A 16,156-nucleotide genomic window follows, 5' to 3' on the forward strand; every position below is an offset into this window, starting at 1 on the left:
ATGGCGACCGAGATTTCCGACGCCATCATCCGTGTCCGCGACATCACCGTGCAGTTCGGCAAGACGCGGGTGCTCGACGGGCTCAACCTCGACGTCAAGCGCGGCGAGATTCTCGGCTTTGTCGGCCCGTCCGGCGCCGGAAAGTCGGTACTGACGCGCACCATCATCGGTCTCGTGCCCAAGCTCAGCGGACGCATCGAGGTATTCGGTGTCGATCTCGATGCGGCAAGTGCCTCAGAGCGCCGCGGCGTCGAACGCCGCTGGGGCATCCTGTTTCAGCAGGGCGCGCTGTTCTCCTCGCTCACGGTGCGGCAGAACATCCAGTTTCCGGTGCGCGAATATCTCAACGTCTCGCAGCGGCTGCTCGACGAAATCATGGTGGCCAAGCTTGGCATGGTGGGCCTGCGGCCCGAAGTCGCGGACCGTTATCCGTCCGAACTCTCGGGTGGCATGATCAAGCGCGTCGCGCTGGCACGCGCACTCGCCCTTGATCCCGAACTGGTATTTCTGGACGAGCCGACGTCGGGGCTGGATCCGATCGGCGCGGGGGATTTCGACGAGCTGGTGCGCACCCTGCAGCGCACTTTGGGCCTGACGGTTTTCATGGTAACCCACGATCTCGACAGCCTTTACACGGCCTGCGACCGCATCGCGGTTTTAGGGAACGGTAAGATCATTGCAGCAGGATCGATTGCCGACATGCAGGCCTCGCAGCATCCCTGGCTGAGAGAATATTTTCACGGCAAGCGCGCCCGCGCTGTGATGGGCTAGAGCATGACCCCCCAAAAGTGTGATCGGTTTTCGGATCGGATCGTGCTCAAACATGAGATAAATAACCGGTCTAGCGGCGACGCCGGCTAGACCCTGGTTTCGGAGCACTTTGAGTTATGGAAACGCGGGCGAATTACGTCCTGATCGGGGCCTTCACGCTGGCGGTGATTGCGGCGGCGTTCGGCTTTGTGCTGTGGTTTCAGAGCTTGCATACCACCAAGCTGCGCAGCCCGATTCGCATCGTATTCGAAGGGCCGGCATCCGGGCTTCGCAACGGCGGCAGCGTCAACTTTAACGGTATCAGGATAGGTGAAGTTGTATCAGTGAAGCTCGACAACCCGCGGCGTGTGGTCGCATTGGCGATGGTCGAGAATAACGCCCCGATCCGTAAGGACACGCTTGTCGGCCTCGAATTCCAGGGGCTGACCGGCGTCGCGGCGATCTCGCTGAAGGGTGGCGAGGAATCCGCGCCCCCCGTGCCGCTCGACGAGGATGGCGTGCCGATGCTGACCGCCGACCCGAGCGCGCTGCAGGATGTGACGGAGTCGATCCGCGCCACGCTGCAGAACGTCAACCGGTTGGTCGCCGACAATCAGGAATCGGTGAAGAATTCGCTGCGAAACCTTGAGACCTTCACCGCCGCGCTCGCGCGCAATTCCGAGAAAATCGACAACGTCATGCTCAGGGTCGATGGCGTGATGAGTAAGGCTGACAATCTCATGCTCGGACTGAACACGATCGCAGGCGGCACTGCCGGCGGCGAGTTGAACCTGATGGTGAAGGCGATCCGCGAGCTGGCCGAGGATTTCGACAAGCGCTCGGGTGCGCTGATGGCCGACGGCCGTCGCACGCTTTCCGATATCAGCCGCGCCGTGAACAACTTTGACCGCAACCCGACCCGGGTGATTTTCGGCGGCGGCAGCAGCAGCAACAGTCAGGCGGCAGCACCGCCACCGCCACCGCCGCCGGCGCCGGCAGCTGCAGCTCCGAGAGCGCCGAACGGGCAGAAGCGGCAGTAGGCTTCAGAAAGCGCTGCCCAAGTTCAACCTCGTCTTCTTGTGCGGCGGCCGTCGTTATCGCGCCCTGTGGGCTCGAAGCGGATTGAAGAACTTCAACCCGGCAAAATCCCTCTCATTGTCGGTCGCAACGACGCACCCGTTCGCCTCGGCTGTCGCGGCGACGATCATGTCGAGCGCGCTACATGGCCGGCCTTTGGCCGGTTTCGCGCGAACGTGCGAGATTGAGATCGGCGCCGACCAGTGGAGACCGGCGCAATGCGGCGAGGATACCGCCTTTCCCCGGCGGTTCGCTCAGGACAGTCTGCCTCACTGCCGCTCGAATCCGCGCTGCATCGGGATCACCCTCTGCCAAGCGCCTGGCGAGGGAGCGGATCAGGTCGCGGTCAGCATCCAGACCTAGAACCTCGAATCGAGCCATGCCGCGCTTGCTCAGCCGGGACCGATAGTTCCGGGTTGCTCTCTTCTGGGCAGTATCGGCCAAAATAGGCTCCTGTTCTTCCCGATATGTCCGGTAATATCCAGAGCTGCAACACGCCACAAGATGTTGCGGCCTCGCGAATGCGCTGATGCTCGGCGGCAGTTTGTGCTGCCCGTGTCAAACCGTGGATGTGGCGCTTCTCGCAGGCCGGAAAGAAAAACGGAGGCGTTGCTGCCTCCGTTTTCATTCGCTGCGATTCGCTGTTCGCTGCTTACCCTAGCCGACCCGCCGCGTGCGCAAGCAGGGTATAGACAAGCCCGGTTTCCGAGGTGAGATGACCGCGCAGCGCTTGCGGTCCGCGATCCTCGCGCGCGACTTCGTCGAGCAGCCGCTCGAACTCGGCGATATAGCGGTCGACCGTCTGCTTGAAGCTGCGGTCGGCACGGTACTTGCGCGAGACTTCGTCGAATGCCTTCTGGCCGGCCGGGGTGTAGAGGCGCTTGGTGAATGCCTTGCTCTCGCCGCGCTGATAGCGATCCCACATTTCGGCGGCGAGGTTGCGATCCATCAGCCGGCCGATGTCGAGCGACAGCGACTCCAGCGGATTGGCAGCATTCTGCGGCGGCCGGCCACGGGACACCTGTCCCGCGCTTGCATCGGTGCGGTGGAGCAGGTCGGACAGCCATCCGTCGCGTCCGGCGTCCTGGCTTACCGGGCTGACCGGCGGCGCTTCGGCGCGCCGCGGCGCCGGCATTCCGAGATCCGGCGGCGGCAGGGTCGATGCGCTGCCGGCGTCGCGCATGCGCACCTCGTTGCGGCCGGCGGCGGCAGCTGCCATCACGGGCTCGTCCTGACGCTGCACATTAGCGCGGCCGGAGGTTACGACATCGAGCCCGCGGCCGTGGTGGGCGACGATCCGGTTGAGCTCGGCGAGGGCCTCGATCTGGTCGACGATCACCTTGCGCATCTGCGCGGTGTTGTCGGCGGCCTCCTGCGGCATTTCGAGCACGCCGCGGCGCAGTTCGTTGCGCGTCGCCTCGAGCTCTTGATGCATCTCGGCCGCCATCTGCTTCATGGACTGTACCATCGCAGCGAACTTCTCGGTCGACTGCTTGAACATCGCATCCGTTTCCTGGGTGCTCTGCTGATACAGGTCGTTCATCGCATCGAGGGTCTGCTGTCGCTCGTTCTCGGCGGCAGCGCGCACCGCTTCGAACTGGCGGCTGATCGCAGCCGATCCGGCGCCTGCGGTTTCCGCGACGACGCGTGCGATATCGCGGGCGCGCTCTTCGGCCGCTGCGAGCGATTCGTCGAGTAGGCCGGTGAAGCGTGACAGGCGCTGGTCGAGGTCGGTGGTACGCAGGTCGATGGTGGTCATCAGCGATTCGAGCTGCGACTTGCGCTCGCTGACCGATGTCGAGGTGGAACGGTTAGCCTGTTCGACCACGCCGGCCGCTTCAACCAGCGCCTTGCCGTGCTTCTCGAACTCGCTCGACAGTGAGCCGAGATCTTCCAGCGCCTTCGAGGTCTTGGTGTTGAAGACGGTGAGCTGGTCTTCGAGGGTCTGCGTCGCAACGCCATTGCGGGCGGTGACGTCGTTCATGGCGGAGACGAAGTCAGCCACGCGGGTCACCAGCGCGCGTTCCAGCGAGTTGAGATTGTCGTGGGCCCCGGTCAGCACTTCCTGCAGCAGGATGTTGCCTTCGCGCAGCCGCTCGAACAGCGCCACCGTGTCGGTGCGCAGGATCTTGCTGGTCTCCTGCATCTCGGTGACGGCGGCGATCGATACCTGGCGCGACTGATCGATGGCCGAGCGCGACGCCTGTTCGAGGTCCTTCAGCGACTTGGCCACTGCGCCGGTAGCGACGTCGCCGGCGGACGTGATCGTGCGCGCGACTTCCGAGCCGTGCGTCGACATCGACTGCGAGAAGGCCTGCCCGCGGCTCTCGATCGATTTCAGCGCGTCGGCGGTAACGCGGTCGATGTCGGTCGTCAGTTGGCTGGCCTTGGTGCTGAGCGCTTCGACCAGCGAACCGCGGCGGCTGTCCACGATCTGCGCCAACCGGTCCGTCTGCTGCTGAACGTAGGTGACGATTTCGTCGGTCTTGCCGGTCATGGTCGAGCCGAAATTGCTGCTGGCAGCGAGCACCGAACGCTCGATCTCGGTGGATGTGGACTTGAACTTCGAGCTGACCTCGTTCGTTGCCGCAATCAGTGCGCTCTGCGCATTCTGCGCGGTAGTTTGGATGGTCTCGGTCGTGCTGGCAGTTACGACGCCGAGCGAACGCTCCAAATCGGTGGCGATTGCCTTGATCTGGTTTGCAGCTTCGGCCGAGGTCGCGGCGAACGATGCCTGGGCCTCGCGCGCGCTGCCAAGGATCGAACTGGCAGTGGCTGTGCCAACCGCGGTCAGCGTGCGTTCGACGTCGATCGCCAGCGACTTGACGTGGTTGGCCGCTTCGCTGGACGCCGTAATAAGCGTGGTCTGCGCTTCGCGCGCGCCCGTCGTGATCGACTCGGCGGTTGCATTGCCGGCCATCGAGAGCGACCGCTCCACGTCGGCAGTGAGCGACTTGACCTGGTTCGATGCGTCGGTGGACGCGTTTATGAGAGTGTTCTGGGCCTCGCGCGCGCCTGCCGTGATCGCCTCGGCAGTCGCCGTCCCGACGAGCGAGAGCGACCGCTGCACGTCCGCCGCGAGAGACTTGACCTGTTCGGCAGCCTCCGTGGAGGCGGCGACCAGCGTGCTCTGCGCAGCGCGGGCGCCCGCCGTGACCGCCTCGGCAGTCGCCGTGCCGGCGAGCGACAGCGAACGTTCCACATCGGAGGCGAGCGACTTGACCTGATTGGCGGCGTCGGCGGACGCCGTCACCAGCGTGTTCTGCGCTTCGCGCGCGCCGGCCAGTACCGAGGCGGCGGTGGCGTCGCCGGCAGCGGAGAGGGTGCGCTCGACGTCGGCCGCGAGCGACTTGATCTGCGCGGCAGCCTCGGAGGAAGCGGACACCAGCGTGGTCTGGGCGTCCCGGCTGCTGGTCAGGACCGCAGTGGCTGCGGTGGTTCCGACCGCGACAAGAGCGGCTTCGACCTCGGCTGAGGTCAGTTTCAATTGCGCGCCGACGTCGGAGGAAACTGTCAGCAGCGACTGCTGAGCCGTGCGCGCGCCGGTCTGTATGGTCTCGGAGGTGTTGACAACGAGGTTGGTCAGCGAACGTTCGGCATCCTCGACATGCGACCTGATGGTGGAGGACAGCATTTCGGCGCGCGACATCATGTCTTCGCTGGCCTGGCGGCCGCTGCTCTCGATCCGGCCAGCCACGGCTTCGATGCGCGAACCGAGCAGATCCTCGAACTGCGCCACGCGGGTATCGATATCAGTCGCGATAGCGCCGACACGGGTTTCAATGCCGTTGGCGAGGTCGCCGACCCGGGTCTCGATGCCGCTGGTGAGATTGCCGACCCGGGTCTCGAGCCCGCTCGCGAGATCACCGACCCGCGTCTCGATGCCGCTGGCGATGTCGCCGACCCGCGTCTCAATTCCCTGATGGATCTCCTGGAACCGCGCCTGGATGGTATCGGTCAGGTAAGCGGTGCGTCCGTCGATGGTTTCGGTGACGTTGGCAATACGATGGTCGACAGCTGCAATCGCCTGCGCGGTGCCTTCGGTCAGCGAAGAGGTGAGGAGGGTGAGCCGCTGGTCGATCGACTGGATCGCCTGCGCTGCGCCGTCCGTCAGCGAGCCTGCCAGCGTGCTGAGGCGGCTGTCGATGGTTTCAGTCACGGACGTGGCGCGGGTATCGAGCGTCGTCTCCAGCGATTGCAGGCGACTGCCGATGGTTTCGTCGAACGACCTGATCTTGCTGTCCAGCGAGGCGTCGAGATGCTCGACACGGTTGCCGAGCGTGGTTTCGAACTGCAGCAGACGCTGATCGAGGGAAGCGGTGATCTCGCCGCTGTTCGAGGTCAGACGGGTATCGAAGGTGTCGACGTAGTTCTTCAGGCTGTCGGCGATCTCCTGGGTCCGCGCGCCCATGCGCTCGACAATATCGCCGCCGAAGGTTTTGACGGTGCGGTCGAACTCGGAGATGTGGCGCGTGATCAGCGCGCCGAGCGTGCCGCTGTCGCGGGCGAACTTTTCCGCAAGTTCCGCGCCCTGGTTCTTCACCAGCTCGTCGAACGCGCTCATCTGCAGCGCCAGGCTGTCATGCGCGTTCTCCGTCTGGCTGATCACCCTGGCGACCAGCGTGTTGACGGTCGCGTCGAGGGCATCGCTGGCCTTGTCGCCGGAGCTGAGGATGCGGCTTGCGAGACGGTTGCCGGCATCGTCGATCTTGCTGACGAGATCGCCCGAGCGTAGCTCGAGTTCGAGCAGCAGCGAGTCGGAGGAATTCTTCAGGGAATCGTGGACCTGCTCGGTGCGGTCGGAGATGCCGTCGACGATGGTCGAGGAGCGCTGCTCGAACTCGCTCGTGATGCGATCGATGCGTTCGTTCAGCATTTCGTGGACGCGGTCGGCGAGATCGACGAACTCGTCGTGGACGTGGCCGGTCTTGAAGTTGAGGCTGGTGGTCAGCCGCTCGGAAGCGTCGAGAACGGCGCGCGTGGTCTCGGCACTGGCTTCTTCGAGGCGGTCGAGCAGGTCGCCGCCGCGCTCTCCGAGCGCAAGAATCATGTTGTCGCCGGCGTGGCTCAGCGCGCTCGTGATGTGCTGGCCGCGCTCTTCCAGCGCACCGGTGATGCTTTTTGCGACTTCGTCCACGCGTGAGGCGATCGCGTCCGAGATCAGCGCGATGTCGTGGCGTAGGTCGATCTGGACGCCGGAAATGGCGCTGCGAACCTGCTCGGCCTGGCCGACCAGATTGTCGCGCTGATGTGCGATGTCCTGCAGCAGCGCGCGAATGCGCACTTCGTTGTCGGTATAAGCGCGCTCGAGGGCCGCGACTTCATTGGCGACGAGGGTTTCCAGCTCGCCCGCGCGCGCGATCGCGCGCTCGACGCCGTCGCCCATCGCGGCGACTTCGCGGCGGATTGCCTGACCGACGGTGACCATGGAATCGGCGGCCGCGCCTTCAGGTTCGGAAAAGCGGATCGCGACCTGCGCCATCGATTGCGCGATCATCCGCATTTCCTGGCCACGCCAGGCGAGGCTGGCCAGGAAATAGAAAAGCAGCACCGGCGCAAAGAACATCGACGCAAGGCCGGCCAGCACCAGCACGCCGCCGCTTTGGCCGATCGCGGCCTGCAGCGAGGGCAGGAAGGCGGCAGTTAACAGCGCGCAGCCGGCGACCCAGACGCCGCCGAAGATGGTGGCGAGCGTGTAAACGCTGCGGGCAGGGTGATTCTTCTGCAGCGCCTGCAGAATCTGTCCGATGGTTTCGCGGTCGTCATTGGCGGCGCGACGGGGGCTGCGCGGCTCCTCGATCGAATCGAACACGGGACGCTCTACGCTCGGACGCGCGTCGAACGGCGTTTCGGGAAAGACAGGCGCGGCGGAGGGCATGCTCGGCGGGGCAATTTCGCCCGAGATCGAATTTCGGCTGCTGTCGGCGGTCGTATCGCTGATGTTCAGCGCCTCCTGAATGGCAGACAGCGCGACTTCAGTCGGATCTTTGACCTTCTTCGGATTGTTCGCCATGTAAGCCGAGCCCTTTTAACTTTGTACGCGCCCAGCCGTTCTCGCAAAAACCCGCAAGCTCGAAGCTGGATTCGTAACCCCCCGCGGACGCAAGCCTACCCGCCGGCCGCTTGTCCGCACACGTCCGCGAACATCCTATTGGTTGAGCGATGCGAATGAAATGGCCGCGATTAAGACATTCTTAATCATCGTTAACAGCTCTGTTTCATAAGTTCTTAGAGATACACAGATTTCTGGAACTGAATCGCAGATCCAGGCCGATTGCCGGCTAAAATCAGGCAAAATTGCGTCACATTCCGAGAACGTTCCGTTAACCGCTGTCGTGATTGGCTGGCGGAAAATGCCCTTCCGTAGAATCACTGTGGCGGGCGATCCGGACCTCAGCCATGCCGCTTCATCTCGAACAGGTTGAATGGATGCCATCACCACCGCTGGCGCCCGGCGGCGGGCCGATCGATTTCGAACACCTCCAACGCATGACGCTCGGCGATGCCGGGATCGAGCAGGAAGTGTTGACGATGTTCTCGGCCCAATCGGCAAGGCTCGTTCAGGCGCTGATGACAATGCCGTCTGATGCAGGCGAACTGGCGCACACGCTCAAGGGTTCGGCCCGCGCGATCGGCGCCTTTGCCGTCGCCGATGCCGCGGCAGGGCTGGAAGCGGCGACCGCGGCTGGATCCGATCCGTCCGAAGCGCTCGCCCAGCTCGGCGAGGCGGTTGCGGAGGCGCGGGAAGCGATCGAGGCGGTTCTGCGACGTTCCTGAGCAGGAAGCGGCCCCGGATCGGCCAAAATCCCGGTAAAATGCTGCCTCACCTTTTCGTCCCGACCGCTGGCGCTGGGTGGATCGACCCGTTATAGGACTGCCGGGACCTTCATATTCCGGCAGCACGAGCGATCATGGCCAAAATCCACTTTGTCGACCACACGGGCGAAAAACGAACCATTGAAGTCGAGAACGGCGCGACCGTGATGGAAGCCGCGATTCGCAACGCGATTCCTGGCATCGAAGCCGAGTGTGGTGGCGCCTGTGCCTGCGCGACCTGCCACGTCTATGTCGATGACGCCTGGCGCGAGAAGGTCGGCTCTCCGACGCCGATGGAAGAAGACATGCTGGATTTCGGTTTCGACGTGCGGCCAAACTCGCGCCTGTCTTGTCAGATCAAAGTGAGCGACGATCTCGATGGTCTCGTAGTGTCGACGCCCGAACGGCAGGCCTGAACTTCCACAAAGATGATTTCAGCGCGATCCGGCGTTAGCGGTGTCGGCCAGATGGTCGTCGACCGCATATAGTGCGCAATCCGGCGCGTATTCCGCGCAAGCGGCGAGGGTGGCCTCTGCCGCTTCGTGCGCCGACCGCCGTCCACCGCGATATGCGAAGGATCCCTGGGCGAGACGGCAAAGGCCCGGTGCGGCTCGCGGAAAGATAATCGGCAAATCCTGCGCGTCCCTTGTCGCGCAGTTGCGGCGGTGGCGGTATCGGCGATGGCGGCGGCATCGTGGCGATGTCGCGCGCTCCCAGACTTTGATCGCGCAGGAAATCATCTACCACCGGCGTCCAGAGCGGTATCCACGCGAAAACAGAGAGTGGCCATCATCGCCATGCGGCGGAAAGTCGATAAACTTGGCCTGGCCACCGGCGTCAGTGAACGCCGCGTGCATTCGGCGCGCGAGTTCTGGCCCGAAGAACTTGTCGTTCTTGCTCGGCCGTCGCAGGCTGTATCGCGATGCCGACGATCAGGGCCGCCAACATCGCTGCGCGCTTCATATCGGCTTGGCTCCGCGGCGAATCCAGCGCTGAAAATTCGCGAGGATCTCCGGCGTCAATGGCGTCGGCTTGCGCGTGGCTTCGTCGAGCAGCACTGATACCGATTGCGCCGATGCAACGCATTTGCCTTCGGAGAACACTACCTGATCGAAGGTGACGGAGGTGCGGCCGAATTTGATGACGCCGAGACCCAATTCGATCGTGCCGGGCCAGCGCAATTCGGCGCGGAAATGGATGTCGAGGCGAACCATGATCCAGGCGAAGCCATCCGGCATCAGCCCGTAGCTGCGATCCTTCATCAGCGTGACGCGGCCGGTTTCGAAATAGGTCGCGTAGACGGCGTTGTTGACGTGGTGGTTTGGATCGAGGTCGGCAAATCTTACATTGTCCGACAGGCGATAAGGATAATCCTCCAGACGCGGGGTCGCATCGGCACGCAAGGGGGCGTTCACGGGTCATCTCCGAAAATCTCGCTCCCTTACAGCCCAGTTGTCGAGCGGCGGCAAGGGGTTGCCGCCGTCGCGAACGCCATATTATGGCTTTCCTGATGCCGCCGGGTTGGCTAGACAGGTGCGGCCTTCCGCCAGGTTCAACCGAAAAGAAGCTGACATGAGCGAAGCGATCAAAACCGATGTGCTGATTATTGGCGCGGGACCGTGCGGCCTGTTTGCCGTCTTCGAACTGGGCCTGCTCGACATGAAGGCGCATGTGGTCGACATTCTCGACAAGATCGGCGGCCAGTGTGCCGAGCTCTACCCGGAAAAGCCGATCTACGACATTCCCGGCATTCCCCTGGTTACTGGCCAAGGCCTTACCGACGCGCTGCTCGAACAGATCAAGCCGTTTCATGCGACCTTCCATCTCAACGAGATGGTGGAGACGATCGAGAAGATCGGCGATCCGCTGTTTCGCGTGACGACGGATGGCGGCAAGGTATTCGAATGCAAGGTGGTAGTGATTTCCGCGGGCGGCGGTTCGTTCCAGCCGAAGCGGCCGCCGGTGCCGGGCATCGAGGCCTATGAAGGGACCTCAGTATTCTATGCCGTGCGCAAGATGGAGCAGTTCCGCGACAAGAACATCCTGATCGTCGGCGGCGGCGATTCCGCGCTTGACTGGACGCTCAATTTGCATCCGATCGCGAAGCGCGTGACGCTACTGCACCGGCGTGACGAATTCCGCGCCGCGCCCCATAGCGTCGAGCAGATGCGTGCGCTGGTCGCTGCAGGGAAGATGGACTTGAAGATCGGTCAGGTCACCGCGCTCGAAGGCGAGGGTGGTAAGCTCTCCGCGGCAATGATAAAGGGCAACGACAACGCGATCTCGAAGATCGAGTGCGATACGATGCTGCCGTTCTTCGGGCTGACCATGAAGCTTGGCCCGGTGGCGAACTGGGGCGTCGCGCTCGAGAACAATCTGGTGCCGGTCGACACCGCCGCGTTTGAGACCAACATTCCCGGCATCTTCGCGATCGGCGACATCAACACCTATCCCGGCAAGCTCAAGTTGATCCTATCAGGCTTCCACGAGGGCGCGTTGATGGCGCAGAAGGCGCATCGCTACGTCTATCCCGATAAGCGATTGGTGTTCCAGTACACCACCTCGTCGTCGAGCCTGCAGAAAAAGCTCGGGGTCAATTGATCCCGAAAATGAATGGCCGTTCGCGGAACTTTCCCGGAGCGCGCGCGGCGATCGTCACTGGAACCGTCCGCGAAATGGCCTTAGTCTGAGGCCATTCAGTGAGGGGATTGATCAGGTGATGACGATGCGCAAGCTGACCGTATTTCAACTGATACTCCCGATCGTGATCGGGCTGGCGTTTGTCGGGGAACTCGCCGCGCAGCCGGCGCAGCCTTCGGCGGCCGGACTGTGGGAGAAGACCGAGAAGGGCAAGCCGGTTGGATGGTTTTTGGTGGTCGATCGCAACGGCACCTTCGAAGGCGTGTTCGCCAAGCTCTTTATGCAGCCCGGCGATGCTCCCAATCCGATCTGCTCGAAATGCACCGACGATCGAAAGGACGCGCCGTGGCTCGGGCTCTCCTTCATCCGCGACATGAAGCGCGAGGGATTGAAGTACGAGAACGGCAACGTGCTCGATCCGCGCGACGGCAAGATCTACAAGGCCAAGATGACGCTCAGTCCGGACGGGCAGACGCTCACGATGCGCGGCTATCTCGGCATCTCGCTGTTCGGCATGGATGAGGTGTGGACGCGTCTGCCGGACACGGCGCTGGCGCAGGTCGATCCTACCGTCATTGCAAAATATCTGCCGGCGCATGCTGCGGTCACGAAGCAACCCGCGGGTACGGCGAAGGCTCCCGCAGCGCCCAAGAAGACCACCGCTCCTGCGCCGGCTGCGCCCGCGCCTGCTGCCCCAGCACCTGCGCGCTAGTACAATCTGCCGGTTCTGCCCGATGGCCGCGGCGCCTCCGGCGCAGCCGGTATCGGCGGCACCGGCTGCGACGTGACCTCAGGCACCGCCGCATCGAGCTGCAGCACGGCGGCGGCCTCCGGCACGACGGCATCCGCCATCGCGGCGTGGCCCTCGGCGGTCGGATGCACCGCGCCGCCATAGACCGCCGACAACACTCCCCAGGTCGCATCATGAATATCCGACGGCTGCTGCGATGCCGGCAGGCCTTGCGGATAGGTCATCGCGGCGAAGTAGCTGTCATTGGCATCGCGGATCCAGCGCGCGCGCGGCAGATAGGCGCGATACTCGCCGGCGCTGCGGCCGCACAGCATCGGCTGGCTGGCGGCGGTGACGATATCGGAATCGAAGCTGTCGCCGGTGGCCGAGAAGCACTGCCGATCGAATTCGGGATCGCTTTCGGCACGCGCGCAGAAGCCGTGGCTGGCGAAGCTGGCCTGATGGCTGTCGACAAAGGTCATGCGGTCGGCGCGCGGATTGCGGCACAGGATGCCGCCCTCGCACAGCGCCAGCGCCCTCAACTGCGGCAGGAACTCGTTTTCGACAAAACTGGATACGGCGGCGAGCCGCTGCGGTTGCGCATTGAAGGAGGGATGAATGTCGAAGCCAGCGCGTCCGCCGGGACAGGGTGCGCCGCCATTTGACAGCGTCGGATTGGCATAGGCGGTGTAGACGACCCGTGACAGGTCGCCGCCGACAAGGGGTTTGAGGGCCTCGCGCAATTTGGCAAAGCCCTGCGGCAGGTCCCGTGTCATCGCGCTGCGTGCGTCATCCACCGAGGCCATCACGCCGCTGCGCCGAAACAGCGCGCGTTCGGTCGCCGTATCCACGATAACATCGGCGACGAGGCCTGAAAAATAGATGTCGTTGGCGCCGATCGACAGCAGCACCAGGTCGAGCTGGCGATCCGACTGACGGCGTTTGGCCGCAGTAACGGCTTCGCGCAGTTCAGCCAGTTGCCCGTTGACGGTGCCTTGGCACGACGCGCTGCCTGATTTCGACGGCAGACAATCGCGGGCGCGCTGCGAGCCGAGCAGGCCGTCGGCAATCGTGGCGCCGGTGCAGGCCAGCGGCAGATAGGTCACAGCGATGTGCGGGTATCGGATGGCAAGCGCCAGCGCGGTACGAGTCTGATAGCTGTAGAGCGACCGATGACAGGCCGGGTTGAACCAGAGCGCGCTGTGCCGTTGCCAGACAGCGAGGGAATCGGGTGCCTCGCAGGCTCGTCCGCCTTTATAGCCGGCGCGGCTCGGTCGGTAATATTGCGCCGCCGCCGTTCCGAGATAGGAGCGGAAGCAAAAACCTTCATCGGCGAGCGCAATCGGGCGGTCCGGATTTCCCTCGCCGGATGCGATGCTGTCGCCGAGGCCCGCGATGAAGATGTCGCGTACCGCGACCTCGGTGAAGACACGCTGACTTCCTTCCGAGCTGGACACATCGGCGGTCACCACTGTGGTGCGGCCGTAGCGGACCCTGAGGTTGACCGGTTCGGCGCAGTCGAAGGTAGACGTTTGTGGGCCGTCGCCGTCGTCGACGGTCCACGCACAGGTCGCGCCGACCGGCACGGGCCCGGTCAGGCGAAGCACGACCGGATGATCAATCGGCGTCAGGTAGCTTTCCTTGACGTTGTCGCGCGTACAGGGCTCGCTGACGCGGCCGGCGAGATCGATACAGAGCCGGTTGACCGTATTGCGCGCCCAGCCGCGGCCATCGCTCTGGATCGCCAATAGCTGCTCGGAAGCCAGCACGCTGCGTCCGCGTCCGGTCTCGGCGTGCAGCAGGAAATCCCGCTCCTCGCGGAACAGGCGGAAGCGATTGCGTACCTCCCAGGAAATCTGCAGTGGCCCGTAGCCGCGGGCCGTCTGGGCTTCCGCAGCGGATGTGAACATGCCGAGCAGCGCGCCGGCAATCAGCGCGGCCGGCATCGTCGAACGTAGGAGAATTCCAGCCATGGCGCCGTTTGACGTTAGCGGTAAGGCAGAAATAAGAGAATGAGGCAGCTTCGGTTCAAAAGGCCAGTCGGCGCAGATAACGACGGCGTTACCGGCCTCAGGGTTGCCGGCCCTTGATTGGTTGCCGCACCCTGGCTTTGGCCGTGCAGGCCTGGCTGAGGCGTCGGCGTTCCTGCCACGGTTGTATCACGCTGAGCCAGACTTCGCGCGTTCCCATGATGGAAATCGAGATGCCGAAGGGGATCAGGAAGTACAGGATGCGGAATACCACCAGCGTCGCCAGCAGCTGTTCCTTGCCGAACTGCGGCAGTGCTACCAGCATCGCGGCGTCGAACACGCCGATACTGCCGGGCGCATGACTGGCGAAGCCGAGCAGTGTTGCAAGGATGAAGACGACCGCCAGCGAAATAAAATCGATGTGCGGCGTCATCGGCATCAACAGGTACATCGCCAGCGCGCAGAAGCCGAGATCGACCACGCCGATCAGAACCTGCAGCAGCGTCAATCGCGCGGAGGGCAACACGACCTTCCAGCCGTTCTGCCCAAGCTCGCGGCGGCCCTCGCCCGTGAGCAGCCAGATGAAATAGATGCCGATGCCGGCAAGGCAGCCAAGCGCAATCAAGCGATTCATGGCGGGCGGCAACAGGTCCATCGCTGACGCAGCTTCGGGATGCCAGGCCATGCCGAGGCCGAGTACGAACAGATTGCCGAGCCAGAAGGTAAGGCCCGATAGAAAACAGATCTTGGCGACATCGATTGCCGTCAGGCCGTAGTCGGAATAGATCCGGAACCGGATCGCGCCGCCGGTAAAGACGGTGGCGCCAATGTTGTGACCGATCGTGTAGCTGGTGAAACTCGACATCGCGGCGATGCGATAGGGGACGTGCGCCTTGCCGATGGTCCGCAAGGCGAAAAAGTCATAGAAGGTCAGCGTGCAAAATGCGCCGACCACACACAGCGCCGCCAGCGCGATACGGTGCGGGGCGATTTCGGTCAGCGCAACGAGAATGATCCCGGTGTCGACCCCTTTGAGGGTGCGAACCAGATGGGTGATCGCTAGAGCTATGATCAGGAGACTCGCTGCAATTCCCAGCCGTTTCCAGCCGATCTTCTCCTTGAAGCCACGCCGGAGCGTGGTCAGCAACCGATGCATTCATCCTCCCGGCGGGACGGCAATACGTAGTGATGGGGCCTGTCACAACAGGTGACAGTCGACGGTCAGAGGCACCGTGCGCGAAACCCATAAGCTAAAACCGGGCCCTTGTGCAGCCCTTGACAAGCATGCCTTTTGGCTTCGTTCGTCGCCTTTGTCATACGCCCTACATATGTCGCCGCGTTAACGATTTTGAGTCGCAAGGAGGTCCGTTCCACGGGCTGTTTTTGCCGCATTTTCCCGCCGTTCCATCGCGGAGTTTCCGAGGCTTTCAGGAACATCCTTTTCGCGAGCCGGTTAGCTCCTATCAACATCGAACATAAAGCGCGCCGCGCCAGGAGGACGCCAGCGCGTTGCGTGTTCCAACTACGAAGGATAACCACGATGGGACTCTTCACCAAGGACATCAAGACGATGAACGACCTGTTCGTTCATCAGCTGCAGGATATCTACTATGCCGAAAAGCAGCTCGTGAAAGCACTGCCGAAGATGGCCGAGAAAGCCACTGACACGCAGCTCAAACAGGGTTTTCTGAGCCATCTCGATGAAACCAAGACGCATGTGCAACGACTCGAAGAGATATTCCGCATGCACGGCGCCGAAGTGAAGGCGGTCGATTGCCCGGCGATCGATGGCATCATCGAGGAAGCCGATGATGTCGCGGGCGAGATCGAGGACAAGGATGTGCTGGACGCTGCGCTGATCAACGCAGCGCAGGCCGCTGAACATTATGAAATCACCCGCTATGGCAGCCTGATCGCATGGGCACGACAGCTTGGTCGCAACGATTGCGCCAGCATCCTGCAGAAGACGCTCGATGAAGAAAAGATCGTCGACAAGAAGCTAACCTCGCTGGCCGAGGGTAAGGTCAACCTGCGCGCCGCAAGCTGAGCTTTTTCAACAGTTGAGGCAAAACGCCGCGCCCACCGCGCGGCGTTTTCCATGCGGGTTCGCGGCTGGTTCCACGCGCGATGCGCAGCTTTAGTTAATTCGGTCCTTACGCGGGCTTGGCGGGCG

12 protein-coding genes are annotated in these 16,156 nt (G+C 63.1%); 7 read left to right on the plus strand and 5 right to left on the minus strand.

Annotated features, from left to right (window positions below):
- Entirely contained in the window at positions 1 to 771 is a 771-nt protein-coding gene (locus J6524_RS17375; RefSeq protein WP_225672659.1) for an ABC transporter ATP-binding protein, read from the plus strand.
- Between the two features lie 116 nt (positions 772 to 887).
- The gene (locus J6524_RS17380; protein ID WP_225672661.1) at positions 888 to 1,790 is read left to right on the plus strand and encodes an MlaD family protein; all 903 of its coding nucleotides are present in this window, start codon (positions 888 to 890) and stop codon (positions 1,788 to 1,790) included.
- 178 nt (positions 1,791 to 1,968) lie between these two features.
- Here the strand turns inward: J6524_RS17380 and J6524_RS17390 are convergent, their stop codons facing one another.
- Both J6524_RS17390 and J6524_RS17395 read right to left on the minus strand, forming a co-directional pair.
- A complete protein-coding gene (locus J6524_RS17390) occupies positions 1,969 to 2,208 on the minus strand; it encodes a hypothetical protein (RefSeq protein ID WP_225672663.1) in 240 nt (79 codons plus the stop codon).
- A 271-nt stretch (positions 2,209 to 2,479) separates the two neighbouring features.
- Positions 2,480 to 7,840: an apolipoprotein A-IV repeat region-like domain-containing protein gene (locus J6524_RS17395; protein WP_225672665.1), complete on the minus strand. Its 5,361-nt coding sequence runs from the start codon at positions 7,838 to 7,840 to the stop codon at positions 2,480 to 2,482.
- Positions 7,841 to 8,226: 386 nt separating this feature from the next.
- Between J6524_RS17395 and J6524_RS17400 the strand changes: the two genes are divergently transcribed.
- Positions 8,227 to 8,604: an Hpt domain-containing protein gene (locus J6524_RS17400; RefSeq protein ID WP_225672667.1), complete on the plus strand. Its 378-nt coding sequence runs from the start codon at positions 8,227 to 8,229 to the stop codon at positions 8,602 to 8,604.
- Between the two features lie 134 nt (positions 8,605 to 8,738).
- Positions 8,739 to 9,059 (plus strand): 2Fe-2S iron-sulfur cluster-binding protein, encoded by a 321-nt coding sequence (locus tag J6524_RS17405; RefSeq protein ID WP_225672669.1) that lies wholly within the window; start codon positions 8,739 to 8,741, stop codon positions 9,057 to 9,059.
- Between the two features lie 543 nt (positions 9,060 to 9,602).
- Here the strand turns inward: J6524_RS17405 and J6524_RS17410 are convergent.
- Entirely contained in the window at positions 9,603 to 10,058 is a 456-nt protein-coding gene (locus J6524_RS17410; protein ID WP_225672671.1) for an acyl-CoA thioesterase, read from the minus strand.
- Between the two features lie 157 nt (positions 10,059 to 10,215).
- Between J6524_RS17410 and J6524_RS17415 the strand changes: the two genes are divergently transcribed.
- Positions 10,216 to 11,244, plus strand: a complete 1,029-nt coding sequence (locus J6524_RS17415) for an NAD(P)/FAD-dependent oxidoreductase (RefSeq protein WP_225672673.1) — start codon at positions 10,216 to 10,218, stop codon at positions 11,242 to 11,244.
- 124 nt (positions 11,245 to 11,368) lie between these two features.
- The gene (locus J6524_RS17420; RefSeq protein ID WP_225672675.1) at positions 11,369 to 11,995 is read left to right on the plus strand and encodes a DUF2147 domain-containing protein; all 627 of its coding nucleotides are present in this window, start codon (positions 11,369 to 11,371) and stop codon (positions 11,993 to 11,995) included.
- Here the strand turns inward: J6524_RS17420 and J6524_RS17425 are convergent.
- Positions 11,992 to 13,986, minus strand: coding sequence for an SGNH/GDSL hydrolase family protein (locus tag J6524_RS17425; RefSeq protein WP_225672677.1), 1,995 nt, complete (start codon positions 13,984 to 13,986; stop codon positions 11,992 to 11,994). The two genes, J6524_RS17420 and J6524_RS17425, sit on opposite strands and share 4 nt — an antisense overlap.
- Before the next feature lie 97 nt (positions 13,987 to 14,083).
- Complete coding sequence (locus J6524_RS17430) at positions 14,084 to 15,139, minus strand: lysylphosphatidylglycerol synthase transmembrane domain-containing protein (RefSeq protein WP_225672679.1); 1,056 nt, start codon at positions 15,137 to 15,139, stop codon at positions 14,084 to 14,086.
- Positions 15,140 to 15,523: 384 nt separating this feature from the next.
- On the opposite strand from J6524_RS17430, the gene J6524_RS17435 reads away from it, so the two are divergent.
- Positions 15,524 to 16,030 (plus strand): YciE/YciF ferroxidase family protein, encoded by a 507-nt coding sequence (locus J6524_RS17435; protein ID WP_225673211.1) that lies wholly within the window; start codon positions 15,524 to 15,526, stop codon positions 16,028 to 16,030.
- Positions 16,031 to 16,156 lie beyond the last annotated feature (126 nt).

The sequence above is a fragment of the Bradyrhizobium hereditatis genome, assembly GCF_020329435.1.
Taxonomy (GTDB): domain Bacteria; phylum Pseudomonadota; class Alphaproteobacteria; order Rhizobiales; family Xanthobacteraceae; genus Bradyrhizobium; species Bradyrhizobium hereditatis.